The sequence below is a fragment of the Skermanella sp. TT6 genome, from assembly GCF_016653635.2.
In the GTDB taxonomy this organism is placed as follows: domain Bacteria; phylum Pseudomonadota; class Alphaproteobacteria; order Azospirillales; family Azospirillaceae; genus Skermanella; species Skermanella cutis.
In genome coordinates this window covers 1-13,543 of sequence record NZ_CP067424.1, presented here as the reverse complement: position 1 = coordinate 13,543, position 13,543 = coordinate 1, and the positions used below count along the sequence as shown (strand labels likewise).

Genomic DNA, 13,543 nt, shown 5'->3' with positions numbered 1-13,543 from the left:
CAATACGCTACAGTATATTTTCGCAGAGATGCTGGAAACACCCCTACACCCGCCCTTCGTCCCGATGGCTCCTGCTAAGCACGGGGAGACAGACGGGTCAAGGATGCCTGAAAGGCACCGCCGGAGGCGGCGCGAAGCGTCCTTGAGGCGGCTGGCTCTCCCGCTGCTACCCTTCCACCATCGAGACGATGGCACTTCCCCGCTTTCCCCGTTATCCAGCACCAACTACCGGATTCTTAGAGGTTAAGAGTCTTAGAGGTTTGAGTGAGTGATTGCACGTCGATCAGCCCCGGAAAACGTGAGCGATTGCACGCAGATAGCGTGAGCGATTACCTGTGAATAGGCGATTTAGTCCACCTCCCAATGGAGTGACTTGTGCGGTTGGGCGCAATAGGTTCATAAAACTGTGCGTTCAATAACGGAGAAACTGAAAGCAAATGATATACGACTTCTACAAGGAAGAGTTTGACGAAAAGGCTTACGCGCTTGCTGTTGAGGCGGTTCTGGGGAGATTTCTGCAGAGGGGCGGGAAGATCGGTAAAACTAGAAACGAGCAGATGGCCTTCATGGAGGAAGTCCAGTCATGGTTGGATACGGTTCATGATCGCAATTCTGGCAGACCGAGAGCTGTACCAAGTGATGATACTGCTGCGAAAGCTTCAAAATATGCTCGTCGCATTATCGAGGGGCCATTCTCACCCGAAGGGCCTTCGGCAGAGGAGATCGAGCGGCGTCAAGGGGCGTGAGTGATTGCACGTAGCTGGGCCTAAGCATGCGTGATCACTGGCTTTGGATGCCCCAAAGCGTGAGCGATTGCACGTTGATCAGAACGGGAAAAAGAGGAGCATACGCCTCAACTTTTCACCGCCTTCAGGTCTAGCGTCTTCGCACCCGGCAGCATCACCAGCTTCTTTCTGACAGGCGGCGGCGAGGTCGTGAGGTACATGCCCTTGCCGTCCGCATCAAAGATCGCTTCAGGGTAAGCGGATTTTACCTGCTGCAGGAGGTGCAGGAAGTCGCGGCGGAAAAACCGGATTTCCCTGTACCCCTGCCCGAACTGCTCCAGCAGCGCCGTCCACGGTACGAATTGCTGCCTTCCGACCGGGATACGATGCAGGCGCTGCGCCAGCCAGCAATAGATGTCCAGTGCCACGGCGGAGAAGGCGAGCGCCGCGATAGCCCGCTCATCCAGCGGCACCGCATACCGGCTCAGGCTGTCAAAATAATCGGTCGACAGGCGCAGGGTGGCTGGCCATAGCACCCGCTGCCCCTCATCGGTCAGCGACCAAAGCTCGAAGGCTCCGACCACTTGGCCGGTCATCTGCATGGAATGGTCTTCGTAGGCGATACCCATGCGGAAGGTCGCGGCGGCGAGCGCCGAAAGCTGCGTCTTCAGCATGCGCACCTGGCGCCCGTCGATAGACCGGCCCATCAGGCGGCGGAAGAACGCCGTCATGCTGTCTTCCACCGGAATGACGGGGGAGCCGCTGCGGATCGCCTCGCTGTTCAGGTGCATCAGCAGCAGGCGGGCCTTGGGGCCATACGGCAGGCCGAGTTGCACCCATTTCCCGCCCTTGGGGTTCATCGCCGTTCCGGCGGATACCTGAAGCATGGTGCGGCCCTGACGGCGCTCCCATGTCAGCACTCCCGGTTTCGGCTTGGCGGCAGGCATCGAGCATTGCGTCAGGCATGTGTGCTGGAATGCCAGCTCCTCCGGCTCGTCCGCCCTGATCTCGACAGATGCTTCCAGCAGGCGCTTCTTGATCGGCGTCAGAGCGGGAAGGGTGATCGCGCTGCCGAGAGGCTTCAGGTCGCCCCTGTCGTCCGCCGACTCCGCAGCTTGGCGCATCTTCTCCCGCATGGCACGGCCACGGGAGGCGGAGAGGTCGAAACCGTACTGATCCCCTTCGCGCGAGCCGGTCGGCGTTTTCTTCGATGGCACAGCGTCACCTGTTGGCTGCGGAAGGGTGAGGGCAGGATGGACTCAAGCGGCGGGGTTTGGCAAGCGCTTTTGTCTAGTAAAATTACTAGGCAAAATAGAACTGGGCGCTAATAAGTTTTAAGCGGTTTTTATCCCATGCGACATGTAACCATACCCGCTAGAAGACGGATTTGGAGGTGACTTGCCAGTCATTCTCAAATATATATCCTTGATGTTTTTATCTTTTTTATCATTATACATTTGCCTAAGAAAATCTTTCACTTCTAAGGAAGTTAATATTTTATTTCCTTCCCCTATAATATTTCTTCCTTCCGCAATCATGCCACTAAACGTTTCTTTCTCTTCTTCATACTCGTGTTCCGTCGACAAATCATTCATGGACAGAGCATTCAAGAGCATACCATTGAGTAAAATTACATTCTGTTTGTATCCAGTTAACTTTGAGCAATGATGTAAATACTCGCGAAATCTCTTATCTATCTGGATAGACACTGGCCTGCTTTCACCTTCAGGAAGAGGGTATATCATCAACTGCGATCCATATTCATCGCGCCGTTCGATCTCTCCTCTTATGGAATAAATTGACTGCTCCAGCGCTTGCCGCAACGTATAACTCGGGATATGTCTTTGAAGTCTCCTCACTTCCCCCCTGAAGACATCCCAAGCATCATCAGAAATCCCTGAAACTGATGTCGTGAAGACAGACGGGTCGCGCTTCCTTGGCATGACCTTCCTGTGATGCCGAAAAATGGAAGTTTTGCCGCAAAATCCGACACTTAGCAATGAATCATTGATGTTCCGCATTCGTTCGGGCGGCTGATCCGCTGTCCGCATTCTCCTTTCGAGGTAATAGCAAGGACACAAATGCGGGTGTTACAGATTGATTAGTAAAAATACTAGTGCACTGACGCATACAAAAGATTCAAGGAGCGACATCCAAGCTCATGTAAAGACTACCTTTTTGCCGATTCAGGTGCATCTTTTGTATGCATCAGTGTACTGGCATCTGCCATCCGAGTCCGCCGTATTGGACTGTGCGCATGAACGGAACGGCGTACTGTCATAAGGGCTGGGCGGTCTCCAGGCAGCGGTAGATCGTCGCCGGATGGACATTGAAGGCCCGGGCAACGTCGCTGACGGACCGGCCCTCCTCAATCAGGCGGCGGATCAGGTCCTGCTGGTCGGGCCGGAGCTTGCGGGGACGGCCGAAGGGGACGCCGCGCTTCTTGGCGGCGGTCCGGCCCTCCTCAGTACGCTGGCGGATCAGGGCGCGCTCGAACTCGGCGATGCCGGCAAAGACGGTCAGCACCATCCGGCCGGCGGGGGACGTGGTGTCCGCCCAGGGCTCCTCGAGCGACTGGAGGCCCGCGCGCTTCTCCTCAATGGTCTGGACGATACGCAGCAGTTCCGCCGTCGAGCGCGCCAGCCGGTCGAGCCGGGTGACGACCAGGACATCGTCGGTCCGCAGCTCGGCGAGCAGGCGCTCCAGGGCCTGGTCCTCGGTGGACACCCGCGCGTAGCCCAGCCTCATGCCGCAGCCTCGCAAAACATATCGCAAAAAGACGCACTTTCGCGCCTATGTTTTGCGAGGGTCAAGCCGTTGGTTTTCCTGATCCCGCCCGGCCCTCGCAAATGTCCGGAGATGTGCGAACCATGGCGACCCGCTTCCTCAGCGACGAGCAGCGTCAGCGCTATGGCCGCTACGCGGGAGAGCCGAATGAGGAGCAGCTGGCCCGCCATTTCCATCTCGATGCCGCCGACCGCGAGGTCATTGCCCTGCTGCGCGGCGCCCACAACCGCATCGGCTTCGCGGCCCAGCTCGGCACCGTCCGGTTCCTGGGGGTGTTCCTCGACGACCTCGGGCAGGTGCCGCGCGGGGTGATCGCCGACATCGCCCAGCAGCTCGGCGAAAGGAGCGACGTGGATCTCGCGTCCTATGGCGATAGGCGCCAGCGGTGGCGCCACGTGGCCGTGATCCGCGAGCGCTACAGCTTCCGGGACTTCGCCGAGGACGGCGCGACGCGGTTCCGGCTGGCCCGCTGGCTCTACACGCTCGCCTGGACCGGGGACGACCGCCCGAGCCTTCTCTTCGACCGGGCGACGTCCTGGCTGGCGGCCAACAAGATCCTCCTGCCCGGCGCCACGACGCTCGAACGCTTCGTCGCGCGCATTTGCCACCGGGCCCAGCGGCGCCTCTGGCGGGTCCTGGCCAGCAGCCTGAACGACGGGCAGCGCGCCCGGATCCAGGGCCTGCTCGAGCCGGGCGGCCAAACCCTGTCCACCCTGGACGACCTGCGCAAGGCACCGGCCCGGCGCATGCCCACCGAGTTCATCCGGCATCTGGAACGGATCGACGCCGTCCGGTCCCTCGGCTTGGTCCCCAGGCCGCCGGGCACCATCCCGGCCGCGGCGGTCCAGCGCCTGGCACGGTTCGCCCGCGCGGCGCGGCCCTCGGCGGTCCTGGCGCTTCCGGAGCCGCGCCGCACCGCCACCCTCGCCGCGCTGTTCAGCACCCTCGAGGCCGCCGCCCTCGACGACGCGGTGGAGCTGTTCGAGGCCCTGGTGACCGACGTTGTCAGCGAAGCCGACACTGCCCATCGCAAGGCGCGCCTGCGGACCTTGCGCGACCTCGACGCGGCGGCCCTGAGGCTCAGGGACGTCGTCCGGTTGGCGATCGGCGGCGAGGAGCTGCCACTCGACCAATGGCGCGAGGCCCTCTTCACGACCATCTCCGAAACCGACATCACCGCCGCGATGGCATTGGTCGAGACCCTGGCCTGTCCTCCCGACACGCCGCGCTACGCCGAACTTCGCGCCAGGTGGCGGCGGGTCCATCGGCTGTTCTCCGGTTTCCTGCTCCGCGTCACCATCGGAGCGGCGCCCGGCGGGCAGCCGGTGCGGGAGGCGCTCGATTATCTGCGCGGCCTCAAGACCTGGACGGGGGCTGGGATGACCGGCGCTCCCACTGGGGTGATCGGGTCGGCATGGAAACGCCACGTCCTCGACGACGGCGGGCAGGTCATCAACGGCAAGGCCTATGTCTTCGCCGTGCTCGAAGCCTTCCGGAGGGCGCTGAAACGGCGCGACGTGTTCATCATGCCCGGCCTTCGCTTTGCCGATCCCCGGCGCGGGCTGCTGGTCGGCGAGGCGTGGGAAAGCGCCCGCCTCACGGTCTGCCGCTCCCTCGGCCGGTCGGCGGATGCCGAAGCGGAGCTGGCCGGCCTGGGGCAGAGGCTCGATCGGGCGTGGCGGCAGGTGGCCTCCGGGATAGCCGGCAACGCCGCGCTGCGGATCGAGACACGTGATGGGAAGGACGAACTGGTCGTCAGGCCGCTCGACAAGCTCGATCGGTCGCCCAGCCTGGTCGCGCTTCAATCCGCCGTCCAGGGCCGCTTGCCGAACGTCGATCTGCCCGACATCCTGCTGGAAATCGCCGCGCGCACCGGGTTCGCCGAGGCCTTCACCCATGTCAGCGAGAGAAAAGCGCGGGTGGAGGCGTTTCTCATGAGCCTGTGCGCCGTTCTGGTGGCGGAGGCCTGCAACATCGGCTTCGAGCCGATGGTCCGTTCCGACCAGCCGGCACTCGGCCGTGCCCGGCTGTCCTGGGTCCAGCAGAACTTCATCCGCGCCGAGACCATCGCCGCCAACCGGCGCCTGGTGGCCGCCCAGAACGCGCTGCCGATCGCCCGGATCTGGGGAGCCGGCGAGGTCGCCTCGGCCGACGGCATTCGGTTCGTGGCCCCGGGCCACGCCGTCCACGCCGGTCCCAACCCCAAGTACTTCGGTGCTGGCCGTGGGATCACCTACTACAACCTGGTCTCCGACCAGTTCACCGGCCTCAACGCCGTGGTCGTGCCCGGTACGCTGCGCGACAGCCTGCTCATCCTGGGACTGCTGCTCGACCAGGAGACCGAGCTGGAACCGGCCGAGATCATGACCGACACCGCCGCCTATGCCGACAGCGTCTTCGGCCTGTTCTGGCTGCTCGGCTACCAGTTCAGCCCGCGGTTGGCCGACATCGGCGGCGCCCGCCTGTGGCGCATCGACCGCGATGCCGATTACGGCCCCCTGGACGACCTGCCGCGTCATCGCATCGACACCGGCCTCATCGAGCGCCATTGGGACGACCTCCTGCGGCTTGCCGGCTCCCTGAGGCTCGGGTATGTCCAGGCCGGCTCGGTGATGCGGATGCTGCAGGTCAAGGACCGGCCCACCGGCCTGGCCCGCGCGCTGGCCGAGCTGGGCCGGATCGTCAAGACCCTCCATGTGCTCGGCTACGTCCACGACGAGGAGAAGCGGCGGCGCATCCTGACGCAGTTGAACCGGCATGAGTTCCGGCACCGGCTGGCCCGGCGCGTCTGCCACGGCGAACGGGGCGAGATCCGGAGACCCTACCGGCAGGGACAGGAAGAGCAGCTCGGCGCCCTTGGCCTGGTCCTCAACGTCATCGCCTTGTGGAACGCCACCTACATCCAGGCCGCACTGGACCAGCTCGCCACCGAGGGCTGGACGATCGACCCCGCTGACGTCGCCAGGATCTCTCCGCTTGCCTTCAAGCACATCAACTTCCTCGGGCGATACGCCTTCGAACTCCCAAAGGCCGTTGCCGAGGGAGCCCTCCGGCCACTTCGGAAGCCTAGTTCCGGATAGGTCTTTTGCAAAGCTTTATGACAGTACACCGTTCTGTTCATGCGCATGGTCCTGATACCCGGCGAGCTGGAAGGGGAGGGGCCTTGGACGCTGATCCCAGCCGATGCCGAGACGATCGCCCGGATCACCGTCCGCGAGCTGGTACGGGGCGAGCAGCCGGCGACCGAAGAGTTCCTGGTCTGGGAGACCTACCGTGCATCGCCTGAGGGCCGGCCGTTCACCAGCGCCGCGGCGCTTGAGGCGGCGGCGGCTTTTTTCAGTCTGGATGTTTGACCATCTCACCCGGCGTTGCCGTACCCTGACCCAATCAGTCGGGCACTCCGAGTTCCCAGATGGCGGCTATGAGTGCGTCCCGGTTCGAAGTGACGAATTCGACCAGAGCCTCTGCATCCTTCCTGTAGCGCTGATCGATCTCCTCAAACTGCGCCTTCGATGCGGGGTCCTTGCTATCGAGGTCGAAATAGTCCAGCTCTTCCAAGCTCCCATGAGCCTCGATCAGCAGACGGTTGAATTCCGGCAGGACAGTGGTCATTGATGATCCTCGAGTTCGGAGCGGAGCCGTACAACGAGCAAGATCATGGGGTAAACCGACTCGTCTGCCCAGCGCGTCCGCATCAGGCTGGGATCCCGCCGGTCGAAACTGGCGACCAGGATCATCGTCGGGATGTCGAGGCGGATGGCGGACATGATGCCCGTCTATCCGTCTGGTCAGTCACAACGTCCGGTCATCTCCGGTACCCCGTTGCAGACAGCGCCCGCCTCGGCCATGCTTCCGCCGGGGATTGCTCCCAGGCCCGCGCGGGATCGTGTAGCGCATGCCTGCGTAGCGCTATCGGCTACCATAGAGAGCATGCAGAACCCCTGGGCATTCAGGCCGCGTCGGCCGCCGCTGGGATTGGGCTGTCGTTGGCGGCCATGGCCGCCTACCACTCCGCGAAGGTCTTCCGCAGGGTGCCGTCGAGCGTGCGGGTTCGGACCTGGACCAGCCGGTGGGCGCCGACCTTCGACCACTGCATCTGCTGCTTCTTGGCGAACCGCTTGTCGACCACGACGTTGACCGTGGATTCCACGAAGGCCGTCGAGATCGGCTCGCCGTAGCGCCGACGCTCCCCGTAGTTCGGGATGATGGCGTGGTTGTTGCGGATGTAGCCGGCGAACTCGACCATAGCTTGGCGAAGCGCGCCAAGTTCGGATAATCGCTCTCCAGCGCGTCGAGGTCCTCGGCCAGGTCCTCGGTCCGGCGCAGGGCCTTCCGGGCGTCGCCGTGCCACAGCTTCCACTTGATCCGCTCGAGCCGGTTCTGGATCGTCTGGGCGTCCTCGGCGTTGTGGTGTGCCAGGCCCTTGGCATAGGGTCCCGAGTAGCAACGGAACAGAAAGTCAGATTCAACCATATTGACTTGATCCTTAGATAAAATTAGTATTAATATGTGTGTTGACCTGAACCGAATCAACTGAGGATACAATTGTGGCGCCATCTCCAACGCTTTCTGATACCAAACTTGACGACTTATTAAATGAAATACGTCAAAATAAAAAGCTGCCTCAAGGTGTAGTATGGGCAGGAGAATTCAGTGACGGCACAATTCTCCAAGTTGGCATAGGTCGTGACGGATATGATGTATACGAACATTGTATTCGTCCCATACCTGAAAAGGCTACCGGAAGAAAGTGGGAAATACTGCGCCCTCTTTTCCTGATGCAGACAGCACCATAAGCTATACACCGATCCGCCATGCCCAGAAAAGCTAATGGGACATGGCGGAGTACCCGTTCACCTTCCCTCCCATTGACGGTGTAGCGCGAGGAATCGGTCTGTCGATATGAGGGTGGCATTACCCGGCCGGTTCTGATTCTATGGCCGTATGACGCGCAAGAGGCCTGTTGATCTTTCCGGTATGGACCGCCGCTTCTTCGAGGGGTTGAGCCCGGAAGCCCGGGTTGAGCTGCTGTGCCGCCTGCATGCGCTGGCGATCGAGCAGGCGGAGAAGCTGGCCCGGGACTCGACCAACTCGTCGCGCCCGCCGTCGTCCGACGGCCCCTTCGGCGCGGCATCGGGAACCTCGACCGGCACGGTGCCGCCCGCGCCATCGGCCTCACCCTCCGCACCGGAACCACCAGCGCGCTCCGGGCGCAAACCCGGCAAGCAGCGCGGCACCAAAGGGATCTGGCGGTGCGAGCTTCTTCAGGCCGAGCGTGACGAGAACCATTACCCGATCCTCTGCGCCGCGTGCGCCACGCCGTTCGAGATGTGGGACCGCCAGAGCGGTCACAGCGCCCACTTCGTGCTCGACCTGGAGCGCGCCGCCGGCGGCATCCGGATCGCCTGCGTGCGGCACCGCTATCATGCGATCGAGTGTGCCTGCGGTGTTCGGACCGCCGCGCGGCCCGGCCTTGGCGTGCTCTCCACGGTGCCGGGGCGCTCGCGCGATCTGCTGCTGAGTGAGGCCTGTCTGGTCGGTCCCGCCCTGGCCACGTTCATCGCCGCCCTGTCGGTCCGCTATCATGTGTCACGTACCAGGATCCGCGAGTTTCTGGCCGTCTGGTTCGACGTGCCGCTCTCGGTCGGCACGCTCGACCGTTGCATCCGGGAAGTCGGCGTCGCCTGTGAGTCAGTCGTGGAGGATCTGTTGGGCGACCTGCGGCAGGCCGGCGTGATTCACGCCGATCAGACCCCGTGGAGGCAGCACGGCCGCCTACGCTGGCTGTGGGTCGTGCTGTCGTCGAGCACCGCCATCTTCCACATCGGCTCGCGGTCTGCCGACGAGATCCGCGATCTGATCGGCGACGCTTTCCTGGGCTGGCTGGTCAGCGACGGCTACGCCGCGTACCGGTCGTTCAAGAAGCGGCAGCGCTGCCTGGCTCACTATGTAGGTGGCGAACTCGTCGGCCGCCGTGGCGAATCGCTTCAGGTTGGGGTTCCAAGCCCAAACCCTCGAAATTTTTGAAATCCTCTAAATTCAATGGGTTGGGCTTCCTGGCTTGATTGTCTCGGCTGTTTTTCAGTCGTCCCAGAAGCCGTTGAAGCGATCGGCCGCCAAGTGGGTGTAGACGACGGTGTGCTGGATGTTCCGGTGGCCCAGGTAATGCTGGATGGCGCGGGTGTCCTGGCCGTCGTTGGCCAGCTTGAAGCCGGTCGAGTGCCGCAGCATGTGCGGATGGATCGGCATGCCCAGCCCGGCCGCTTCGCCGGCGCGGGCGACCAGCTTACGGAAGGTGGCCTCGGTCATCGGTGCCTTGCGCTCGGAGACGAAGACGTAGGGCGTGTCCGGATGATTGCGGAACAGCCGGCGCAAGGCTCGGATTTCCGGACCGCGTAGGGGATGGGTGCTTGGCAGCCCGTTCTTACGACGGCGCACATGCAGCAGCCCCAGGCTCAGGTCTACCTGCTCGCGCCGCAGGCCGACCAGTTCCGAGACGCGCAGCCCATGGCGATAGGCGATCAGAATCATCGTCGCATCGCGGTGGCCATGACGTCCGAGCCGTTGGGCGGCTGTGATCAGTCGGTCGATCTCGGTCGGAGTCAAGTGCTCCCGGCTGCGGCGCTCGGCATTGGGTTGTTTCGGCGGCGGTCGCACGGTAAACAGACTTTCCCGAAAACGATCAGTGGCGCGGTGGTTGCCGGCGCCTTCCGGACCAAGCCCTACCTGGGTCCGAAACAGGTTACTTTCCCGAAAAGACACTTTATAGGGAAAGTCCCAGCCCAGTCCATCCGATGGAAACAACCGCGTGCCCGACCGACCGATGCGCGCCGACGGCAGCAAGCGGCTGACCGTCCTTTCCGAGGCCGAGAGGCTCGCTCTGTACGGCCTGCCCGACTTCGACGACTTCCAGCGAGCCGAGTTCTTCGCCCTGAGCGCCGCTGAACGCGCTCTGGTCGACCAGCGCAAGGGGCTGGCGGAACAGGTCTGGTGCCTGCTGCAGATCGGGTATTTCAAGGCCAAGCAGGCCTTCTTCGGCTTCTCCTGGCCCGACGTCCCGTCCAGCGACATCGCCTTCCTGATGGAACGCTACTTTCCGGGAAGCGCGCTGACGCCGCAGCCGATCCGCGCCAACGAGCATTACGCCCAACGCCGGGAAATCGCCGGGTTGTTTGGCTATCGGCTCTGGGCGGACACGGACCGGGCGGCGGTCGTCGGCAGGGCCGGCCTTCTGGCGAAGCGGGACGTGGCCGCGACCTTCATCCTGACGGAACTGCTGGCCTTCCTGGCCACCCGGCGCATCGTGCGCCCAGGTTATACCACGCTGCAGGGCATCATCAGCGAGGTGCTCACGGCGGAACGCCGACGCCTGGAACACCTTGTCGAGGACGGGCTGGACGAGGAGGCGCGCGCCGCCCTGCAGGGCCTCCTCGTGCGCGAGGACACCCTCTCGGAACTGGCGGCGCTCAAGCAGGACGCCAAGCACTTCGGCTACCGCATGATGGCGATGGAGCGCCAAAAGCGCACCACCCTGGCGCCCTTGCACCGGGTCGCGAAGACTCTGTTGCCCAAGCTCGACATCTCGCAGCAGAACGTCGCCTATTACGCGAGCCTCGCCCATTACTACACGGTCTACGACCTGCGCCGGCTGAAGCCCGGCCAGACCCACCTGTACCTGCTGTGCTATGCTTGGCAGCGCTTCCGCCAACTTACCGACAACCTGGTCGAGGCCTTCGGTTTCCACATGGGGCAGATGGAAGGGCAGACCAAGGAGGAATCGGAGGCCGCCTTCGTCCAGGCACAAGCCGGCCGGCAGCAGGAGGGATCCCGGATTGGCCGCGTACTCCTGCTCTATGTCGACGACACGGTCGACGACGCCACGCCGTTCGGGGCCGTCCGCCACCGGGCCTTCACGATCCTGCCGAGAGAAGCGATGCTCGGCGCCGGCCAGAGGCTGTGCGAAAAGCCGGTCAGCCAGCTTGAACTGCGCTGGCAGGCGGTGGACCGCACGGCGGCGCGCTGCAGGAAGCATCTGCGCCCGCTCGCCATGGCGCTCGAGGTCTCGGCCACCACGGCGGACAATCCGTGGCTCGCCGCCTTGCGTTGGATGAAGGGCGTGTTTTCCCGTCAACAGCGCCTCGCCCAAAGGCCCTTCGGCGAGCTCCCGGAAAACACCATCCCCGACCGGCTGCGTCCGCATTTGCTCGACGTCGATGACGATGGCAAGGCGACCGGCCTGCGCGGGTACCGTTACGAGTTCTGGATCTACCGGCAGCTCCGCAAGCGCCTCGCCACCGGCGAACTCCACCTGGACGACAGCGTCCGGCATCGCCGCTTCGGTGACGAGCTGGTCGCGTCGGACCGGGCGGCGGAGGCGCTCCGGGATCTCGACAGTCCCTGGTTGCGCCAACCCGTGGACGCGACGCTCGACGGCTTGTGCGCCGACCTGCATCGACTTTGGTTGATCTTCGACCGCGACCTGCGCCAAGGCAAGCTCAAGCACCTCGAGTACGACCCCGGGCGCAAGACCCTGTCGTGGCGCACTCCCAAGGTCGACAAGGAGGAAGCGCTGCAGGCCGCCTTCTATGCCCGGCTGCCGGCGCGCGGTATCGCCGATATCTTCCGCTTCGTGGACGAGCGCTGCCGCTTTCTGTCGGCGCTGACCCCACTGCAGCCCCGCTATGCGAAGAGGATTACCGACGACGACAGCCTGACGGCCGTGATCCTTGGTCAGGCCATGAACCACGGCAACCTGGGCATGGCCGAGACCAGCGACATCCCGTACCACGTCCTGGAGGCGACCCATCAGCAGCACCTGCGCCTGTCGACCCTGAAAGCAGCCAATGACCGGGTCAGCAACTTCATCGCCGGCCTCGGCATCTTCCCCTTCTACTCGTTCGATCCGGCAGTCCTGTACGGCAGCGTCGACGGCCAGAAGTTCTCGGTCGCCGTGCCGACAGCCAAAGCGCGGCATTCGCGCAAGTACTTCGGCACCGGCAGGGGCGTCGTCGCCTACACGCTGCTGGCCAACCACGTGCCGCTGGAAACGGAGCTGATCGGCGCTCACGAGCATGAAAGCCACTACGTCTTCGACATCTGCTACCACAACACCTCGGACATCGCACCGACTACCATCACCGGCGACATGCACAGCATCAACCGCGCCAACTTCGCCATCCTCCACTGGTTCGGGCTGAAGCTGGCGCCGCGGTTCACCCGCCGGCAAGCACAGCTCAAGCACCTGTACTGCGGCAACCCGATCGAGGACTACCAGGACTGTCTGGTTCAGCCAGCCGGCCGGATCGACCGCGCGTTGATCGTCGCGGAGAAAGCCAGCATCGACCGGATCGTCGCCACGCTCGGGCTCAAAGAGATGAGCCAGGCCATCCTGGTGCGGAAACTGTGTGCCCTGTCCCCTCACGACCGGACCCGCAAGGCGGTCTTCGAGTACGACAAGCTGATCCGCAGCCTTTACACGCTCGATTACCTCCGCGACCCACAGCTGCAGCGTGACGTCCACCGCTCCCAGAACCGCATTGAGGCCTACCACCAGCTGCGCGCGGTGCTCACCCAGGTCAGCGGCGGCAAGCAACTGATCGGGCGGACCGACCTCGCGATCGCGATCAGCAACCAGTGCGGCCGGCTGGTCGCCAACGTCATCATCGCCTACAACTCGGTCCTGCTCTCGACGCTGCTGGAGCGGTACCGCCGGGAGGACGACCGCAAAGCACTCGCACTGCTGCAGAAAATCTCCCCGGTGGCTTGGCAGCATATCCACTTGCTCGGGCACTACACGTTTCGCGGCGGCAAGCACGCGATCGACCCGGAAGCCCTGCTGGCGAACGTCAGGTTAGGCTAACCCATTGATCGGCAAAGCTTCCAAAAATTTCGAGGGTTTGGGCTTAGAACCCCAGGTTGGGATGATCGCTTTCCAGGCCGTCCACGTCATCGGCCAGGTTCTCGGTCCGGGCCAGGGCCTCACGGCCGTCGCCGTGCCACAGCTTCCACTTGATCCCCCGGCACCGCCGCAT

At 63.3% G+C, this 13,543-nt stretch carries 12 protein-coding genes and 1 pseudogene; 5 read left to right on the top strand and 8 right to left on the bottom strand.

All coding sequences use genetic code 11. The annotated features are described in order from the left end of the window. Window positions 1-437: 437 nt before the first annotated feature. Complete coding sequence (locus IGS68_RS34735) at window positions 438-746, top strand: hypothetical protein (protein ID WP_201083878.1); 309 nt, start codon at window positions 438-440, stop codon at window positions 744-746. Window positions 747-853: 107 nt separating this feature from the next. Here the strand turns inward: IGS68_RS34735 and IGS68_RS34730 are convergent, their stop codons facing one another. From IGS68_RS34730 to IGS68_RS34720, 3 genes are all read right to left on the bottom strand, one after another. Beyond that, window positions 854-1,942 carry a replication protein RepA gene (locus IGS68_RS34730; protein WP_201083876.1) on the bottom strand — a complete coding sequence of 363 codons (1,089 nt, stop codon included), beginning with the start codon at window positions 1,940-1,942 and terminating at the stop codon, window positions 854-856. A gap of 117 nt (window positions 1,943-2,059) precedes the next feature. After that, a complete protein-coding gene (locus tag IGS68_RS34725; RefSeq protein ID WP_201083875.1) occupies window positions 2,060-2,668 on the bottom strand; it encodes a hypothetical protein in 609 nt (202 codons plus the stop codon). A 334-nt stretch (window positions 2,669-3,002) separates the two neighbouring features. Further along, window positions 3,003-3,473 carry a recombinase family protein gene (locus tag IGS68_RS34720; protein ID WP_201083873.1) on the bottom strand — a complete coding sequence of 157 codons (471 nt, stop codon included), beginning with the start codon at window positions 3,471-3,473 and terminating at the stop codon, window positions 3,003-3,005. Between the two features lie 122 nt (window positions 3,474-3,595). On the opposite strand from IGS68_RS34720, the gene IGS68_RS34715 reads away from it, so the two are divergent. Next, window positions 3,596-6,592, top strand: coding sequence for a Tn3 family transposase (locus IGS68_RS34715; RefSeq protein WP_201083872.1), 2,997 nt, complete (start codon window positions 3,596-3,598; stop codon window positions 6,590-6,592). 39 nt (window positions 6,593-6,631) lie between these two features. Continuing rightward, complete coding sequence (locus IGS68_RS34710; RefSeq protein WP_201083871.1) at window positions 6,632-6,865, top strand: hypothetical protein; 234 nt, start codon at window positions 6,632-6,634, stop codon at window positions 6,863-6,865. 34 nt (window positions 6,866-6,899) lie between these two features. Here the strand turns inward: IGS68_RS34710 and IGS68_RS34705 are convergent, their stop codons facing one another. The 3 genes and pseudogenes from IGS68_RS34705 to IGS68_RS35840 all read right to left on the bottom strand — a co-directional run. Beyond that, the gene (locus IGS68_RS34705; RefSeq protein WP_201083870.1) at window positions 6,900-7,124 is read right to left on the bottom strand and encodes a hypothetical protein; all 225 of its coding nucleotides are present in this window, start codon (window positions 7,122-7,124) and stop codon (window positions 6,900-6,902) included. Continuing rightward, entirely contained in the window at window positions 7,121-7,279 is a 159-nt protein-coding gene (locus tag IGS68_RS34700; protein ID WP_201083869.1) for a hypothetical protein, read from the bottom strand. Before IGS68_RS34700 ends, IGS68_RS34705 begins: the two co-directional genes overlap by 4 nt. A gap of 236 nt (window positions 7,280-7,515) precedes the next feature. Continuing rightward, a pseudogene (locus tag IGS68_RS35840) lies at window positions 7,516-7,949 on the bottom strand (ISKra4 family transposase); the annotation flags it as partial. Window positions 7,950-8,456: 507 nt separating this feature from the next. Between IGS68_RS35840 and IGS68_RS34690 the strand changes: the two are divergent. Continuing rightward, on the top strand, window positions 8,457-9,539 hold the full coding sequence (locus IGS68_RS34690) for an IS66 family transposase (protein WP_201083866.1): 1,083 nt from the start codon (window positions 8,457-8,459) through the stop codon (window positions 9,537-9,539). A 54-nt stretch (window positions 9,540-9,593) separates the two neighbouring features. Here the strand turns inward: IGS68_RS34690 and IGS68_RS34685 are convergent, their stop codons facing one another. Continuing rightward, window positions 9,594-10,169 (bottom strand): tyrosine-type recombinase/integrase, encoded by a 576-nt coding sequence (locus IGS68_RS34685; protein ID WP_201082843.1) that lies wholly within the window; start codon window positions 10,167-10,169, stop codon window positions 9,594-9,596. Between the two features lie 166 nt (window positions 10,170-10,335). On the opposite strand from IGS68_RS34685, the gene IGS68_RS34680 reads away from it, so the two are divergent. Next, window positions 10,336-13,371 (top strand): Tn3 family transposase, encoded by a 3,036-nt coding sequence (locus IGS68_RS34680; RefSeq protein WP_201082842.1) that lies wholly within the window; start codon window positions 10,336-10,338, stop codon window positions 13,369-13,371. A 43-nt stretch (window positions 13,372-13,414) separates the two neighbouring features. Here the strand turns inward: IGS68_RS34680 and IGS68_RS36105 are convergent, their stop codons facing one another. Then, complete coding sequence (locus IGS68_RS36105) at window positions 13,415-13,543, bottom strand: hypothetical protein (protein ID WP_256445807.1); 129 nt, start codon at window positions 13,541-13,543, stop codon at window positions 13,415-13,417.

Bases quoted from the DNA above. Each gene is read 5' to 3' on its own strand.
- IGS68_RS34735 (WP_201083878.1), top strand. From the start codon at position 438: ATGATATACGACTTCTACAAGGAAGAGTTTGACGAAAAGGCTTACGCG.
- IGS68_RS34680 (WP_201082842.1), top strand. From the start codon at position 10,336: ATGCGCGCCGACGGCAGCAAGCGGCTGACCGTCCTTTCCGAGGCCGAG.
- IGS68_RS34710 (WP_201083871.1), top strand. From the start codon at position 6,632: ATGCGCATGGTCCTGATACCCGGCGAGCTGGAAGGGGAGGGGCCTTGG.
- IGS68_RS34705 (WP_201083870.1), bottom strand. From the start codon at position 7,124: ATGACCACTGTCCTGCCGGAATTCAACCGTCTGCTGATCGAGGCTCAT.
- IGS68_RS34725 (WP_201083875.1), bottom strand. From the start codon at position 2,668: ATGCCAAGGAAGCGCGACCCGTCTGTCTTCACGACATCAGTTTCAGGG.
- IGS68_RS34700 (WP_201083869.1), bottom strand. From the start codon at position 7,279: ATGTCCGCCATCCGCCTCGACATCCCGACGATGATCCTGGTCGCCAGT.
- IGS68_RS34720 (WP_201083873.1), bottom strand. From the start codon at position 3,473: ATGAGGCTGGGCTACGCGCGGGTGTCCACCGAGGACCAGGCCCTGGAG.
- IGS68_RS34715 (WP_201083872.1), top strand. From the start codon at position 3,596: ATGGCGACCCGCTTCCTCAGCGACGAGCAGCGTCAGCGCTATGGCCGC.
- IGS68_RS36105 (WP_256445807.1), bottom strand. From the start codon at position 13,543: ATGCGGCGGTGCCGGGGGATCAAGTGGAAGCTGTGGCACGGCGACGGC.
- IGS68_RS34690 (WP_201083866.1), top strand. From the start codon at position 8,457: ATGACGCGCAAGAGGCCTGTTGATCTTTCCGGTATGGACCGCCGCTTC.